Here is a 14,714-nt window from a genome sequence, read left to right on the forward strand (position 1 = left end):
CACATGACAAATGGAAACCGCCTGGCTGCCGTGGACTTAGGGTCCAACAGCTTCAGGCTCGAAATCGGGCGGGTAGACCACGGCGAATTTCAACGCACCGAATACCTCAAAGAGACCGTACGCCAGGGCGGCGGCCTCGACGAAGACCGCAACCTCACACCGGCCGCCATGCAAGCCGGCTGGGAATGCCTGGCCCGCTTCGGCGAGCGGCTGGCCGGCTTCAAGCCGCATGAGGTCAAGGCAGTCGCCACCCAAACCCTGCGCGAGGCCCGTAACCGCGATGTGTTTTTGGAGAAGGCCAACGCAGTACTGGGCTTTCCGATCGACGTCATTTCCGGCCGTGAAGAGGCCCGGCTGATCTACCAAGGCGTTGCACACATGCTGCCGGTGACCACAGAGCGCCGCTTGGTGATCGATGTGGGCGGCCGCTCGACCGAGCTGATTTTGGGGCAAGGCATGACGCCCGGCACCATGGAGTCATACCGGGTCGGCAGTATTGCCTGGTCCAAACGGTATTTCCCAGACGGGCAATTCACCGCCAAGGCGTTCGAGATTGCAGAGGTCGCAGCCAAAGCGGTCCTCGATGAGGCGTTTGATGCCTATCACCCCGACCTCTGGGACACGGCCTACGGCTCTGCAGGCACCGTAAGCGCTATCGGCGATGTGCTGGTTGCGGCCGGCTGGCCCGAGGGTGTATTGACACAAGAGGGACTGGACTGGTTGCTGGAACGCCTGATTGCCGCCCAAAGCGCGGACCGTGTCCGCATGCCCGGCATGCGCGAAGACCGCCGCGCCATCATCGGCGGTGGCCTGAGCGTGATGCGGGCGATTTTCAGCCTGCTGGGCATTACCGAGATGCAACAGGCCAGCGGCGGCCTGCGCCACGGCCTGATTTGCGACCTGACCGGCGGTGCCCGCGACTATGGCGACTTGCGCGCCAAGAGCGTGCAGCGGCTGGCCACCAAGTTTTCCGTGGACTTGGTGCAAAGCGCGCGGGTCAGCAAAGTGGCAACACACCTGCTCAAACAGGTGCTGGGCACCTATGAAACCGCAGACCCCGAGCGCTTGATGCGCAAGCTGGGTTGGGCGGCTGAGCTCCATGAAATCGGCAGCCATATTGCCCACAGCGACTACCACAAGCACGGCGCCTACATTTTGGACAATGCAGACGCTGCAGGCTTCTCGCTCTCAGAAATGCACCGCCTGAGCTTGCTGGTGCTGGGGCACCGAGGCAAATTGCGCAAACTGGAAGCGGCACTGTCCCAAGACGATCTGGTACTGCAACTGATTTGTCTGCGCCTGGCAGTCATCTTGTGCCATGCGCGGCGGGACCCCGACCTAAAGGGCATGGCGCTCACCACCGGCCCGCAGGGCACACACCGCCTGCATCTGGCCTGCCGCACCAGCTGGGCAGTCGCCTACCCCCAAAGTGCGCACCTTTTGCGGGAAGAAGAGCTGGCGTGGCAAAAGGCCCCGTGGACCCTGCATATCAGCGGGATTTAAGCCAGCACCGTTTCGTGTAACCCGGTGGGGGACAACTTGGCGTCATGCTTGGCCATGGCCGCCAGGTTGGCCACATCCTCCGCACGGGTGAACTGGTGGCCATCGACCACCACCGCACCGATCGACAAGGTGGTGCAAGGGAAAAAGCGGCGCACACCGTGCCTGTCTTCGGCTTCAATGCCCCCCGCCTGACGCGCGTTTTCATCAAATAAGGCGCGGGCGCGCTCTCCGAATTCGGCCACCAAGCGCTCACAGCGAGCCCGCCAGTCCTCGCTTTGAAACAGCAAAATGAAGTCGTCACCGCCCACATGGCCCAAAAAGTCGCGCTGGGCATCGCACTGCTCCATGGCAATGCGCGCCAAAAGGCGGATCATCTCGTCGCCCCGCCAGTACCCGTAATAGTCGTTGTAAGGCTTGAAATGGTTCAGATCGGCATAACACGCCACAAAGCACGCCTGCTTTTTCAACAAGCGCTCGATGTGCTGGGTAATGGGGATGTTGCCCGGTAAAAACGTCAGGGGGTTGGCGTGGCGGGCTGCCTCAATCCGGGTTTCGGTGACCGACCGGACCAGTTGGTCGCCGGTGCCGATCCCCACATAGCGGCCATTGTCTGTGGCAATGAATCCGTCGCTCAGGTAGCGCTGATCCTGCGAGGTCAGAATGCCGACCAACTCGTCCACGCTGTGTTCACGCTCAATCAGGCGGGGCTCCATGTTGGCGTGCACCACACAAGGCTTGCGGCCCCACACCTCACGGTAATACAGCTTGCTGTATTCGTTCATGAAGTGCGCGCGGTTGATGATGCCAACCGGGCGCTCCCCTTCCACCACCGCGACCGCATGCAAATTACTGTTGTCCAGAAAAATCCGGGCCAGCGTGTCATTGTGGGTTTCAGGGCTCACCGTGGGTGCGCGCACCAGCGACAGGCTGCGCAAATGCCCGCCTTGCGACAAGCGCCCCAGCTCCGGAAACACCGCTACCTGGCGCTCTTGCAGCACCTGTTTAGGCAGTGCCGGCAGCCACTGCAGGGGCACGGCATCCGGCCGGCCGAGAAAATAGCCTTGGCCGTACTCGATGCCCACATCGCGCAACACCCGCAGGTCCTCTGCCGTTTCAATACCCTCAGCAACCAGCGCGGTACCAAAGATGGTGGCAATGTGTTGCAGGGCCTGAATGGTTTTAAGCTTGTCGCCATGGGCGCTGATGTTGCGGGTGAAGTACTTGTCGATCTTCACCACCTCGGGCTTGATCTGCGACCAGAGCCGCAAGCTGGAGCGGCCATCTCCGAAATCATCCAGTGCCAGAGCCAAACCGGCGGCGCGGACCTCTTGCACCACTTCTGCGAGACGGTCCATGTTATCCACCCGCTCGTGCTCGGTGATCTCGAGCACCAGCATACGGGGCGTGACATGGAAGTCCTGGATCCACTCCAGCAGCCCCTGCTGGCCGCGCCCCTCGTAAGCGGTAATCAGCGCTTCCGCGCTGACGTTCACAAACAAGCGACCAGCCGTTTGCATGCGCCCCCACGAGCGCAGGGTGGATCTGACGCAGGCAGTTTCAAATTCATAGCCCAAGCCCTCCTCGTCTGCAGCGCGCAGCAGGGCATCGGGGGTGTGAAGCGCGGTGCCTTGCGGGCCGCGTATCAAGGCTTCATGGGCGTACACCGACCCATCGTCGAGTTTGACGATGGGTTGAAAAACCGGGTACAGCGACTTGTTCTGCAATACCGCCTTGAGGGGTCTTGGCCCGCTATTTTTAGGCACACTGCCCTGAACCAATCTCAAAGGAATTGATGACATGGCGAGCTTCCAAACGACAAAAGGGACGCCAGTTTGCCCAGCCAACGTGACATCTGGATGACACAATTCTGAAAGAATTTAAACGGTATAAACTATATATACCGTTTAATAAAAGGAGTGACCTTCATGTCCAATACCGCGACCCCCACCGACACCCCTGAAACCACCGTGGCAGCTGCCACCCCTGCAGCCGCGCCTGCTGCCACAACTCCCGCGCCGAGCGCAGCCACAGCGACCAAATCCGCTGCCAGCAAGCCTGCCGCCAAAGCCGCACCACAAGCCAAGAGCAAGGTAGCCGCCAAGGCCGTGGCCAAACCTGCAGCACCGGCACCTGTGGCCGCCAGCGAAAAGCCAAGCACCGCTGCCAAGGCCGCAAAGCCTGCCAAAAAGGCTGAAACAAAACCAGCTGCCAAACCGGCCGCCAAGCCTGTAGCCAAAGTAGCACCGAAAGCCGCAGCCAAGCCTGCAGAAAAAGCCAAAAGCGCAGCCACCAAACCTGCAGTGAAAGCCGCAGCGAAGCCAGCCGCCAAGCCCGCAGCCAAGACCATCGCCAAGCCTGCTGCAAAAACGGTGGCCAAGCCGGTCGCAGCCAAGGTCGAAAAAGCGAAGAAGCCAAAGATGGTGCGCGACAGCTTCACCATCCCCAAAAATGAATACGACGTGCTCGCTGCCTTGAAGCTGCGCGCCGCGAAAATGGGTTTGCCTGTGAAAAAGACCGAATTGGTCCGCGCCGGCATGAAGGCGATTGCTGCATTCACCGATGCCGCGCTCAAGGCCGCTCTGGCTGCAGTGCCGAGCCTGAAAACCGGCCGCCCTGCCAAAGGCAAGAAGGCCTGATGTTGGGCCTCTTCCCGGAGGCTCTACAACACCTCGGGCGACTGAACCGTGACCACCACGGTTTGCCCGATGCCATCGCGCTCGCGGTAGCGTAGCCACCAGAGTGCGCCCTTCTTCACGGCGCACTCGCTCTCGCTCAAGCCCAGCAGCTTGGATATGGTTTGCCCCAACGTCGGTTGGTGGCCAACGACAACCAAGCAGCCTTTGGCATTCGGCCACTGCACCAGCCCCAGCAAATCATCCACCCCGCTCAGCGGGGCCAATGCCGCATGGGTTTTGAATTTCCGTTGCAGGGCCTTGGCGGTTTGCTCGGTGCGCAATGCCGGACTCGCCCAAATCTTGGCCCCTTCGGGCAACTGCCGGTCCAGCCAAGCAGCCATGCGAGCGGCCTGCTTCTCCCCTTTACCAGTGAGTGAGCGCAACATGTCGTCGCCCACCATCTCTACGTCAATGGCCTCTGCGTGCCGCCACAAAATCAAGTCCATGGCTTGGTTCTCCCCTAGCGTTTTTCAAAGCGGCCGTAGCGCTCCATAAGGGCCCGTTGGGCCCCATGGGCTACCTGATGCTCTTTGGGGGCCACATGCGCATACGCGCCGTCTGCGCCCATGTCCCAGGCATCGATACCGTCGTGCAAATAGGCCACCAGGCACTCGTCCACCAGGCGCTGGCGCAAGCCGGCATCGGTGACCGGCCAAGCCAGCTCCACGCGCCGGACCATGTTGCGGTTCATCCAGTCTGCGCTGGAGAGGTACAGCTCGTCGGTCTCTTCGAGGCGGAAGTAAAACACCCGCGAATGCTCGAGCAAGCGCCCGATCACCGAGCGCACCCGGATGTTGTCGGTATAACCCGGCACTTGCGCAGGCAGCACACACGCTCCGCGCACGATCAAATCGATCTTGACGCCCTGCTGCCCCGCAGCAATCAGGCTGCGGACCAAAGCCTCGTCAGTCAAGGAGTTCATTTTGGCTACGATGCGGGTGTCTTTGCCCGCCTCTGCGGCGCGGCCCAGCGCATCGATTTTGGCAATCAAATTGCGATGCAAATGGAACGGCGCCATCCACAAATGGCGCATGCGCGGCAGCTTGCTCTGGCTGGCCAAGTGCACAAACACCTGGTCCATTTCAGCCGTAATGCCGGCATCCGCCGTCAGGTGGCTGATGTCGGTGTACAGCTTAGCTGTGCGCGGGTTGTAGTTGCCGGTAGAAAGATGCCCATAGCGCTTGAGCGACTTGCCCTCGCGCCGGGTGATCAGCATCATCTTGGCGTGGGTCTTGAGGCCCACCACCCCATACACCACTTGCGCGCCGATGGACTCGAGCATTTCCGCCCAGTTGATGTTGGCCTCTTCGTCAAAGCGGGCCTTGAGCTCCACCACCACGGTGACCTCTTTGCCCCTGCGCACCGCCTCGCGCAGCAACTCCATCAACTCGGAGTCGGCACCGGTGCGATAGATCGTCTGTTTGATAGCCAGTACTTTGGGATCGTGCACCGCCTGACGCAAAAAGGACAAAACGCCGTCAAAACTCTCATAGGGCTGGTGGATCAGGATGTCACGCTCTTGCAGCTGCTCAAACACCGAACGGCCGGGGTGCATCTGCACCGGAAAGTTCGGCACATACGGCACAAAGCACAGGTCCGGCCGATTCACCAAATCAATCAGCTGCGTCAAGCGCACGAGGTTCACCGGTCCGTGCACCCGGTACAAAGACCGCGCGGGCAGCCCGAACTGCTTGAGCAAAAACTCTGACAAATACTCCGAGCAGCCTGCAGACACTTCAAGACGGACCGCCTGCCCGTAATGCCGGTGCTCCAGCCCTTGGCGCAAGGCCATGCGCAGGTTCTGCACATCGTCTTCATCGACCGCCAGATCCGAGTGCCGTGTGACGCGGAACTGCGAGAACTGCCACACCTCACGGCCACTGAACAGCTCAGCCAAGTGCGCGCGGATCACGCTGGACAATGACACAAACAAGGCCTTGCCGCCGGCCAGTTTGTCCGGCAGGCGTATCAGCCTCGGCAGCACCCGGGGCACCTTCACGATGGCGATATCGTTCTCGCGGCCGAAGGCATCTTTGCCCTTGAGTCGCACAATAAAGTTGAGCGATTTGTTGGCCACCTGCGGGAACGGATGAGACGGGTCCAGCCCCACCGGAATCAACAAGGGGCGCACTTCTTTTTCAAAGTACTGCTGCACCCAAGCCCGTTGAGCGGCGTTGCGCTCACCGTGCGACAAGATATGAATGCCCAAGGCTTCAAACGCCGGCATCAGTTGCTCGTTGTACAACGTGTACTGCCGCTCCACCAACTTGTGCAGGGCGAGGGCCAAGCGCTCGAAGCTGGCCACCGAGTACTGGCCCTTGCTGTCTTTGGCTTGTGCAGCGCTCAAATGCGGCTCAGCCCGCACCTCAAAAAATTCGTCGAGGTTGCTGGACACAATGCACAGAAAGCGCAGGCGCTCTAAGAGCGGCACGTCTTCGCGCACCGCCCAGTCCAACACCCGCTCATTGAATGCCAACAGGCTGAGATCCCGGTCCAGCAGGCGAGGGTCAGCCAGGGAGGCCCGATCCTGAAAAGATGTCCACATAAAGTCTCAATGATGACGTATCGATGTCAGATTCTTGACTGCGCAGATGACGCATTTATGACATTCTGCTCCACGGTGCGCGCGGTCTGGAACGACGCGCCCGGGCGGGCTGGCACCAAGTGGCCTGCGAACATCAAACTGGCATAGGACCAGCTGAATTGCATGGCGCGTTGGCGGGCCTCGTGGCGCGGCACACTGAGTGCACGGTACCACGCTTTGTGCAGGTCAGAATCGGTCACACCGCCCTCGGCCGGCACGCCAATCACCTCGGTCGGCCCCTCTACCGGATAGGCCGCCACCGGGGTCCCGCAGGCCATGGATTCGAGCATGACCAGGCCAAAGGTCTCGTGCTGGCTCGGCATTACAAAGACATCCGCAGCGGCATACACCTGCGCCAACTCGGCCCGGGGCAACACCCCCAGCCAACGGACCGTGGGGTAGCGCTCGCGCAAGTCTTTCTCTAGCGGCCCGACGCCGCAGACAACTTTGGTACCGGGGACATCCAGCTTCAAAAAAGCCTCGATGTTTTTCTCGTAAGACGCCCGCCCCACGAACAACGACACCGGCCGCGCCAAGGCACCCCACGCAGGGTACGGCTGCGGCGTCTCGGCGTATTGAAACAGACGGGTGTCGACCCCGTGGGTCCAGCTGCGCAGGCGGCCGAAACCCTTGCCATGCAGCAGGCGCAGCATGCTCGAAGTCGGCACCATCACCCCGGACGATGGTTTGTGAAAGTGCCTGAACAGCGCGTAGCCGATCCACAGCGGGATATGCAAGGCCGCCTTCAATATTTCGGGGAAGCGCGTGTGATACGCGGTGGTGAACGCCAGCTGGTGTTTGCGGCAGTAGCTGCGCGCAGCCCAGCCCAAGGGCCCCTCGGTCGCCAAATGGATCGCATCCGCACCCGACGCATCCAGCAAGGCCGCCAGGGCTTTGCCCGGACGCACCGCAATGTCGATCCCCGCATAGCCGGGGCACGGGCGGGTGCGAAACAGGCCGGGGTGAATCACTTGCACGGCGTGGCCCAGTGCCTCGAGTTCGCGCACCAATTCGACCAGCGTCGTAACTACACCATTGACCTGCGGCAGCCATGCATCGGTCACCAGTACCAGTTTCATGCGTGGGTTTCCTGCAAAGAGGCGGGTAGCAAAGCGGCTGCTGGTTGTGCAGGCTGGGTTCCCCAGTGCACCAGCTCCAGGTGGCCATCGAGGTGCTCGACCAGCGCTGTGCGGCTCTCCACCCAATCGCCATCGTTGCAATACAGGGTACCGTCGATAGTGCGCATTTCGGCGCGGTGGATATGGCCGCACACCACCCCATCGTGGCCCCGGTTACGGGCCTCTTGGGCGACCGCCTTTTCAAAGTCGGTCACGTAGTTCAGCGCCATCTTGACCTTGTGTTTGAGGTAGGCCGAGAGCGACCAATACGGCAACCCCAGCCGCGCGCGGAAATTGTTCAAGTGGCGGTTCATCCGCAGGGTGAACTCGTAAGCGTAGTCGCCGGTGTAGGCCAGCCACTTGGCGCGCTGGATCACGGCGTCAAAGTAGTCGCCGTGGGTGACCCACAGCCTGCGGCCATCGGCGGTGGTGTGCACCGTGTCGTCGTGCACCTCAATGCCACCGAACTGCTGCCCGACGAATGCACGGGCAAACTCGTCATGGTTACCCGGGATGAACACTACCCGGCAGCCTTTGCGGGCGCGGCGCAGCAGCTTCTGCACCACGTCGTTGTGGGATTGCGGCCAGAACCAGCGGCGGCGCAGTTGCCAGCCGTCGATGATGTCGCCCACCAGGTACAGGTGGTCGCTGGGGTGGTGCTTCAAAAAATCCAGCAGCGGCTTGGCCTGGCAACCCGCGGTGCCGAGATGGATGTCGGACACAAACACCGCGCGGTAACGGCGGTGGCCTACATCGTCATCGGTGTCAGGGCCTTCGGCGCCTGTCACCAATCCGTGGATGTTGGCTCCCATGGCGTCGAAGGTGCTGCGCATCATGCCCCCAGAAAGTGCTTGCGGTAACGGGCCGGGAGGTCGGCAATGCGCATGAGCATCGGCAGATCGGCGGTGTTGAAATCCGGGTCCCAGGCGGGAGCGCCCAGCACTTTGGCGCCCAAGCGCAGGTAGCCCTTGATCAGTGCGGGTGGCTCCACATCGAGGGTGCTGTCGAGCTGGTCGATCGGCAGTGGCAGACGCGGGCGCACATGGAAGTCAATCGGTGCCAGGTGCGTGGCCTGCACTTGGCGCCAGATGCTGGCCGCCACATCGCCACTGACCACACCGTTGTGCAGCATCGGGATGCTGGCGCAGCCGATCATGGTGTCCAGCTGGTTGCGCACCATGAACTCAGCCAATGCGCCCCACAGCGCCATGATGACGCCGCCATGGCGGTGATCCGGGTGCACACAGCTGCGCCCCAGCTCGACCATGCGCTCACGCAAAGAGCGCAGGCGGGTCAAGTCGAACTCGGTATCGCTATAAAAGCTGCCCACGCGCTTGGCCTGGGTCGGCGTCAGCACCCGATAGGTGCCAATCACCTGGCCGGTGGCCTGGTCGCGCACCAGCAAATGCTCGCAATAGTTGTCAAACAAATCGACATCGTGGCCGGGCAATGGGGTGTTCAAGCGGGCGCCCATTTCGCCGGCAAACACATCAAACCGCAGGCGTTGGGCCGCGCGCACTTCATCCTGGTGGCGCGCCCACTGCACTTCAATACCGGAGGCCGAGCGCTCTTGCGGCGCAGCGCTGCGGATGACCAGCGGGGCGACAGGCGACATCACTGCCGCGATGGCAGGGGCCTGAATGGTGGGGGAAGCGAGGGTGGGTGTCGTCTGGGCGGCGGCGAGGTGTGTCATTGTTCTCCCCTTCTGTGAGTGCGGTTTCAATGAGCCTGAAGTGTGGAAAACCGCCGTGACCCGACCGTGGCAGTTGCATGAAGTTTTCGTGACATGCCACCCGCCACGGCTTTTATTTCAATATTTCAAGTAATATTGAAATATGGACCAAGCCACCGAAACTACTGCCGACGAAGCCCTGACCCTGAAGGCCTTGACCGCCCTCGCCCAAGCCCAACGCTTGCGCATCTTCAAAGCATTGGTGGTTGCCGGGCAGGACGGCTTAACCCCCGGCGTGCTGGCTGAGCAACTCGGCTCCACACCCAGCGGCTTGTCGTTTCACCTCAAAGAGCTGGCGCACTCCGGCCTGATTGACAGCGAACAGCGCGGCCGCAACCTGATTTACCGCGCCAACTTCGCCCGGATGAACGGGCTGCTGGCCTACCTGACCGAGCACTGCTGCCAAGGCGCTAGCTGCGAAGTGAGCCCCACAGCCGGTGCTTGCACCAGCTGCTAGCAGGATCGGCACCAAATCGGCCTCTAGCGCTCATAGATATTGCGCAAGCAGCTACTAAATTCATAGCAAAAACTTCACATCACTTTCCACTCACCAAGGAACCCACCATGTCTGCCAAACCCATCAATGTGCTTTTTTTGTGCACCCACAACTCGGCCCGCAGCATCCTGGCTGAGGCTACGCTCACCCACATCGGTGGCGGCCGCTTTCAAGGCTTCTCGGCCGGCAGCAGCCCGCGAGAGAACCAGCAACCCAACCCCATCGGCCTGCAAACCCTGCGCAATGCCGGTATCAGCACCGAGGGCCTGCGCAGCAAAAGCTGGGACGAATTCGCCCTGCCCGACGCACCGCACATGGACCTGATCATCACCGTGTGCGACAACGCCGCCGGCGAAGTCTGCCCCTTCTGGCCCGGCAAACCTGCCACCGCCCACTGGGGCTATGCCGACCCTTCTGCCGGCGATGGCAGCGACGAAGAGAAGGCCGAAGCCTTCAAGCACACCCTGCACGCCATCCGCCGCCGATTGGACCTGCTGGTGAATTTGCCCGCTGACAAGCTAGAAGCCATGACCCTCCAGCAAACCGCGAAAGACCTGGCGACAGCATGAGCGAACCGACTCCACTGCCCAAGCAACTGCTTGCAGAGTTCACAGGCACCGCCGCCCTGCTCTGCGCCGTCATTGGCTCGGGCATCATGGCCCAGCGCATCAGCGGCGGCAACGACGGCGTAGCGCTCTTGGCCAACACCCTGGCCACCGTGTTCGCGCTCTATGTGCTGATCGAAAGCCTGGGGCCCATCAGCGGCGCCCACTTCAACCCGCTGGTTACGCTCGTTATGTGGTCAAAAGGGCAGCTAGCGCTCGCCAATAGTGCGCGAGCAGCTACTCTTTTTATAGCAGCCCAACTTTCTGGAGCCGTGGCGGGTGCAGCGCTGGCTAACGCCATGTTCGAGCTGCCCCTGCTGCACTTCAGCCAGCACCTGCGCGGCGGCTGGGACGCTACCGGCCAGTTCACCGGCTGGGGCCAGTGGGTGGCAGAAGCCGTGGCCACCGGCGGGCTTCTGTTCACCATTCTGCGCGCGCCTGAAGGAAAAGCCCCCGCGCTGGTGGCCTGCTACATCGGCGCAGCCTACTGGTTCACCGCCAGCACCTCGTTTGCCAACCCGGCGGCCGTCATGGGCCGCATGTTCAGCGACACCTTTGCCGGTATTGCACCGGCCAGTGCGCTCGGCTTTGTGCTGGCGCAAACCGTAGGCGCTGCGCTGGGCGTAGCCTTGGCCCAAGCACTTTCCCCCAAAAAGACCTCTGTATGACCATCACCATTTTTCACAACCCCGCCTGCGGCACCTCGCGCAACACACTGGCCATGATCCGCAACAGCGGCGTGGAGCCTACGGTCATCGAGTACCTCCAAACCCCACCCACCAAGGCCCGCCTGCAAGAACTGCTGGCCGCCATGGGCACCGGCCCCCGCCCCTTGCTGCGCGAAAAAGGCACGCCCTATGCCGAGCTGGATCTGGCGAACGAAAAGTGGACCGACGACGAGCTGCTGGACTTCATGCTGGCCCACCCCATCCTCATCAACCGCCCCGTGGTGGAAACGCCCCTGGGCACCCGCCTGTGCCGCCCGTCCGAGCTGGTGCTGGACATCTTGCCCCAGGCCCAGCAAGCTGCCTTCACCAAAGAAGACGGCGAAGCGGTGGTGAACGACAAGGGCCAACGTGTCTGAGCTGACCACCAACCTGCCCCAACTGGAGGCCGCGCACTTTCGCCTGCCGGATGCCGCCGCGCTGCGCCCGGCAACCTCCACCCATGCGCCGCGCATAGCGCTGCTCTACGGCTCGCTTCGGCCCCGGTCCTTCAGCCGGCTGCTGACCGAAGAAGCCGCCCGCCTGCTGCAGGCCATGGGCGCCGAGACCCGCATCTTCAACCCCAGCGGCCTGCCCCTGCCCGACGACGCGCCCGACACACACCCCAAGGTGCAAGAGCTGCGCGAACTGACGCAGTGGTCTGAGGGCATGGTCTGGACATCTCCCGAGCGACACGGTGCCATGACCGGCATCATGAAAGCGCAGATCGACTGGATACCGCTCAACAGCGGCGCGGTGCGTCCCACCCAGGGCAAAACGCTGGCGGTGATGCAGGTGAGCGGCGGCTCGCAAAGCTTTAATGCGGTCAACCAGATGCGCGTGCTCGGCCGCTGGATGCGCATGGTCACCATCCCCAACCAAAGCTCGGTCGCCAAGGCCTTCATGGAATTCGGCGACGACGACCGCATGAAGCCGTCAAGTTACTTTGACCGCGTGGTCGATGTGATGGAAGAGCTGGTGAAGTTCACCCTGCTCACCCGCGATGCGTCTGACTACCTGGTGGACCGCTACAGCGAACGCAAAGAGAGCGCTGAGCAACTGATGAAGCGGGTGAATCAGCGTAGCCTTTAAGCCATGAACCCACTCCAGCTCCTGCAGCAACCCACCCGCCACCTGTTCTTCACCGGCAAAGGGGGAGTGGGCAAAACCTCGCTGTCCACCGCCTGCGCGATTGCACTGGCCGACAGCGGCAAAAAAGTGCTTCTGGTCAGCACCGATGCGGCGAGTAACCTGGACGAGATGCTGGGCATCACCTTGGCCAACACCCCGGTGCCGGTGCCCGGTGTGCCCGGCTTGTCGGTGCTCAACATCGACCCCGACAACGCGGCCCAAAGCTACCGCGCCCGCGTGCTGGCGCAGATGGACCTTACCAGTACGGAGGCCGAGCGCAGCCAGGTGCAAGAGCAGCTGTCCGGTGCCTGCACCACCGAGATTGCCGCCTTTGACGAATTCGCCAACCTGCTCAGTGGCGACGCTGCGGGCTTTGACCACGTGGTGTTTGACACCGCGCCCACCGGCCACACCCTGCGGCTCTTGAGCCTTCCCAAAGCATGGACCGGCTTTCTGGCGGACAACGACCGCGGCGCGTCCTGTCTCGGGCCGCACTCGGGCCTGAAGATGCAAGAGGCTCGCTTTGCCCAAGCGCTGCAGACCTTGAGTGACCCGGCGCAAACCACCGTGGTGCTGGTTACCCGGCCGGATGTGGGTGCGATTGCCGAGGCCGCGCGCACCTCGCTGGAGCTACAAGACTTGGGGCTGCACAACCAGCGACTGGCTATCAACGGCGTGTTCCACGCCAGCGTGGCGGGCGATGCGGTCGCTACTGCTTTTGAAGCACTGGGCGCTCAAGCCTTGGCCGCTATGCCCACGCACTTGCAGGCCTTGCCGCAAGACCGAATTGCCCTGCGGGCGTTTGACACGGTGGGCCTGTCTGCTCTGCGCGCACTCCTGTCCACCGAAGAACCCGTAGATCACGTGCAACCGGCACCGGAGCATGCAGGCATCCACCCTACCCATACCCTCTCCGCACTCACCGACGCCCTGGCCGCACCAGGCCGCGGGCTCATCATGGTCATGGGCAAAGGCGGTGTGGGAAAAACCACCATCGCGGCTGCCATCGCTGCGGGCTTGGTGCAACGTGGTCACTCGGTGCACCTGAGCACCACCGACCCCGCCGACCACCTGCAAGTGACCGTGCACGGCAGCCTGCCCGGACTGAAGGTGGACCGCATAGACCCCAAGGCCGAGACTGAAAAGTACATCGCCAAGGTGATGGCCGCCAAATCCCCGGGCCTGGATGCTGAGGGCATTGCCCTGCTGCGCGAAGACTTGCAGTCACCCTGCACCGAAGAGGTGGCCGTGTTCCACGCGTTCTCGCGCATCGTGAGTGAGGCGCGCAGTGCTTTCGTGGTGCTGGATACGGCTCCCACCGGCCACAGCCTGCTGCTGATGGACGCTACCGGCGCTTATCACCGCCAGATGCTGCGTGAGTACGGCGACGCCAACCCCGGCCGCCTTGTCACCCCGCTGATGCGCCTGCAAGACCCCGACCACACCAAGATCGTGCTGGTCACACTGCCCGAAATCACGCCCGTGTCGCAAGCGGCCGCGCTGCAAGACGACCTGCGCCGCGCCAAGATTGAGCCTTACGCTTGGGTCATCAACAAAAGCATGGCCGCGGCAGGCACCCGCGATCCGCTGTTAGCTGCACGACTCGCCGGAGAAGAAAAGCAGATGAACCGGATTGCCCACGGTCTGTCACAGCACGGCTATGTCGTGCCCTGGATGGCCGAGCGGCCGGTGGGCCTTGCTGCGCTTGGCAAATTGACTACGCTATAAAAAGAATAGCTGCTCGCGCATATTCCACGAGCGCTAGAGGCAGTTCTTACTCAAAAATTGGCAGCCGCCTTGCGGAAACCCAGCCGGTTCAAGCGTAGCGCTGCCGCACAAGCCAGTGTCACCCCGAGCAGCACTTCCGCCCAGATCGTGAGGTTAGTTGCCAGTGTGTGTTCCGAGCACAGGCCCAGGGTGTAGTGCAACAGTCCGTCTGCGCCCAGCAAACCATAAGCCACCAACAAAGCACATGCCGACCGAGACCAACCCAGTCTGCTGGCGATCAAGGACAGGCCACCCACCGCAGCTACCGCCAACCAGGCCAGATACACCGACTCCCGCGTCATCCACACCGGCAAGCCAGGATAGAACGCGATGTATTCGGCGTTGTGCGCGAAGTGCGTGAGGCTGGCGAGTGTGTAGAGGGCAAACAACAGTTGCATA

Annotated in this window: 15 protein-coding genes; 8 read left to right on the forward strand and 7 right to left on the reverse strand. The window is 62.2% G+C overall.

Going from position 1 to position 14,714, the window contains the following annotated elements; genetic code table 11:
• Window positions 1-3 precede the first annotated feature (3 nt).
• A complete protein-coding gene (locus RAE21_RS08285) occupies window positions 4-1,503 on the forward strand; it encodes a Ppx/GppA phosphatase family protein (protein ID WP_313880948.1) in 1,500 nt (499 codons plus the stop codon).
• Here the strand turns inward: RAE21_RS08285 and RAE21_RS08290 are convergent.
• Window positions 1,500-3,302, reverse strand: coding sequence for a phosphodiesterase (locus RAE21_RS08290; protein ID WP_313880949.1), 1,803 nt, complete (start codon window positions 3,300-3,302; stop codon window positions 1,500-1,502). The genes RAE21_RS08285 and RAE21_RS08290 overlap by 4 nt on opposite strands.
• Before the next feature lie 126 nt (window positions 3,303-3,428).
• Here RAE21_RS08290 and RAE21_RS08295 point away from each other — a divergent pair, with 126 nt between their 5' ends.
• Window positions 3,429-4,139 carry a hypothetical protein gene (locus RAE21_RS08295; RefSeq protein WP_313880950.1) on the forward strand — a complete coding sequence of 237 codons (711 nt, stop codon included), beginning with the start codon at window positions 3,429-3,431 and terminating at the stop codon, window positions 4,137-4,139.
• Window positions 4,140-4,162: 23 nt separating this feature from the next.
• Here the strand turns inward: RAE21_RS08295 and RAE21_RS08300 are convergent, their stop codons facing one another.
• From RAE21_RS08300 to RAE21_RS08320, 5 genes are read right to left on the reverse strand one after another with little or no spacing between them, the layout of a single operon-like run.
• On the reverse strand, window positions 4,163-4,624 hold the full coding sequence (locus tag RAE21_RS08300) for a SixA phosphatase family protein (RefSeq protein ID WP_313880951.1): 462 nt from the start codon (window positions 4,622-4,624) through the stop codon (window positions 4,163-4,165).
• 14 nt (window positions 4,625-4,638) lie between these two features.
• Complete coding sequence (gene ppk1, locus RAE21_RS08305) at window positions 4,639-6,723, reverse strand: polyphosphate kinase 1 (RefSeq protein WP_313880952.1); 2,085 nt, start codon at window positions 6,721-6,723, stop codon at window positions 4,639-4,641.
• A 26-nt stretch (window positions 6,724-6,749) separates the two neighbouring features.
• Window positions 6,750-7,841, reverse strand: a complete 1,092-nt coding sequence (locus RAE21_RS08310) for a glycosyltransferase family 4 protein (RefSeq protein ID WP_313880953.1) — start codon at window positions 7,839-7,841, stop codon at window positions 6,750-6,752.
• Complete coding sequence (locus RAE21_RS08315; RefSeq protein WP_313882682.1) at window positions 7,838-8,713, reverse strand: UDP-2,3-diacylglucosamine diphosphatase; 876 nt, start codon at window positions 8,711-8,713, stop codon at window positions 7,838-7,840. Before RAE21_RS08315 ends, RAE21_RS08310 begins: the two co-directional genes overlap by 4 nt.
• Window positions 8,713-9,495, reverse strand: coding sequence for a GNAT family N-acetyltransferase (locus RAE21_RS08320; RefSeq protein WP_313876259.1), 783 nt, complete (start codon window positions 9,493-9,495; stop codon window positions 8,713-8,715). Before RAE21_RS08320 ends, RAE21_RS08315 begins: the two co-directional genes overlap by 1 nt.
• Window positions 9,496-9,715: 220 nt before the next feature.
• Here RAE21_RS08320 and RAE21_RS08325 point away from each other — a divergent pair, with 220 nt between their 5' ends.
• From RAE21_RS08325 to arsA, 6 genes are all read left to right on the forward strand, one after another.
• Window positions 9,716-10,069, forward strand: coding sequence for an ArsR/SmtB family transcription factor (locus RAE21_RS08325; protein WP_313880954.1), 354 nt, complete (start codon window positions 9,716-9,718; stop codon window positions 10,067-10,069).
• A 107-nt stretch (window positions 10,070-10,176) separates the two neighbouring features.
• Window positions 10,177-10,677, forward strand: coding sequence for an arsenate reductase ArsC (locus RAE21_RS08330; RefSeq protein ID WP_313880955.1), 501 nt, complete (start codon window positions 10,177-10,179; stop codon window positions 10,675-10,677).
• Window positions 10,674-11,381, forward strand: coding sequence for an aquaporin (locus tag RAE21_RS08335; RefSeq protein ID WP_313880957.1), 708 nt, complete (start codon window positions 10,674-10,676; stop codon window positions 11,379-11,381). Before RAE21_RS08330 ends, RAE21_RS08335 begins: the two co-directional genes overlap by 4 nt.
• Window positions 11,378-11,797, forward strand: a complete 420-nt coding sequence (gene arsC, locus RAE21_RS08340; protein WP_313880958.1) for an arsenate reductase (glutaredoxin) — start codon at window positions 11,378-11,380, stop codon at window positions 11,795-11,797. The genes RAE21_RS08335 and arsC overlap by 4 nt, the downstream gene beginning before the upstream one ends.
• The gene (gene arsH, locus RAE21_RS08345) at window positions 11,790-12,509 is read left to right on the forward strand and encodes an arsenical resistance protein ArsH (protein ID WP_313880959.1); all 720 of its coding nucleotides are present in this window, start codon (window positions 11,790-11,792) and stop codon (window positions 12,507-12,509) included. Before arsC ends, arsH begins: the two co-directional genes overlap by 8 nt.
• Before the next feature lie 3 nt (window positions 12,510-12,512).
• A complete protein-coding gene (gene arsA, locus RAE21_RS08350) occupies window positions 12,513-14,276 on the forward strand; it encodes an arsenical pump-driving ATPase (RefSeq protein WP_313880960.1) in 1,764 nt (587 codons plus the stop codon).
• Between the two features lie 50 nt (window positions 14,277-14,326).
• On the opposite strand, the gene RAE21_RS08355 is transcribed toward arsA, so the two are convergent.
• Entirely contained in the window at window positions 14,327-14,713 is a 387-nt protein-coding gene (locus RAE21_RS08355) for a hypothetical protein (RefSeq protein ID WP_313880961.1), read from the reverse strand.
• Between the last annotated feature and the right edge of the window lies 1 nt (window position 14,714).

Source organism: Rhodoferax potami (assembly GCF_032193765.1).
GTDB lineage: Bacteria > Pseudomonadota > Gammaproteobacteria > Burkholderiales > Burkholderiaceae_C > Allorhodoferax > Allorhodoferax potami.

Bases quoted from the DNA above. Each gene is read 5' to 3' on its own strand.
- RAE21_RS08295 (WP_313880950.1), top strand. From the start codon at position 3,429: ATGTCCAATACCGCGACCCCCACCGACACCCCTGAAACCACCGTGGCA.
- RAE21_RS08290 (WP_313880949.1), bottom strand. From the start codon at position 3,302: ATGTCATCAATTCCTTTGAGATTGGTTCAGGGCAGTGTGCCTAAAAAT.
- RAE21_RS08355 (WP_313880961.1), bottom strand. From the start codon at position 14,713: ATGCAACTGTTGTTTGCCCTCTACACACTCGCCAGCCTCACGCACTTC.
- RAE21_RS08335 (WP_313880957.1), top strand. From the start codon at position 10,674: ATGAGCGAACCGACTCCACTGCCCAAGCAACTGCTTGCAGAGTTCACA.
- RAE21_RS08320 (WP_313876259.1), bottom strand. From the start codon at position 9,495: ATGTCGCCTGTCGCCCCGCTGGTCATCCGCAGCGCTGCGCCGCAAGAG.
- RAE21_RS08325 (WP_313880954.1), top strand. From the start codon at position 9,716: ATGGACCAAGCCACCGAAACTACTGCCGACGAAGCCCTGACCCTGAAG.
- RAE21_RS08310 (WP_313880953.1), bottom strand. From the start codon at position 7,841: ATGAAACTGGTACTGGTGACCGATGCATGGCTGCCGCAGGTCAATGGT.
- RAE21_RS08300 (WP_313880951.1), bottom strand. From the start codon at position 4,624: ATGGACTTGATTTTGTGGCGGCACGCAGAGGCCATTGACGTAGAGATG.
- arsA (WP_313880960.1), top strand. From the start codon at position 12,513: ATGAACCCACTCCAGCTCCTGCAGCAACCCACCCGCCACCTGTTCTTC.
- RAE21_RS08315 (WP_313882682.1), bottom strand. From the start codon at position 8,713: ATGCGCAGCACCTTCGACGCCATGGGAGCCAACATCCACGGATTGGTG.
- RAE21_RS08285 (WP_313880948.1), top strand. From the start codon at position 4: ATGACAAATGGAAACCGCCTGGCTGCCGTGGACTTAGGGTCCAACAGC.
- RAE21_RS08330 (WP_313880955.1), top strand. From the start codon at position 10,177: ATGTCTGCCAAACCCATCAATGTGCTTTTTTTGTGCACCCACAACTCG.
- arsC (WP_313880958.1), top strand. From the start codon at position 11,378: ATGACCATCACCATTTTTCACAACCCCGCCTGCGGCACCTCGCGCAAC.
- ppk1 (WP_313880952.1), bottom strand. From the start codon at position 6,723: ATGTGGACATCTTTTCAGGATCGGGCCTCCCTGGCTGACCCTCGCCTG.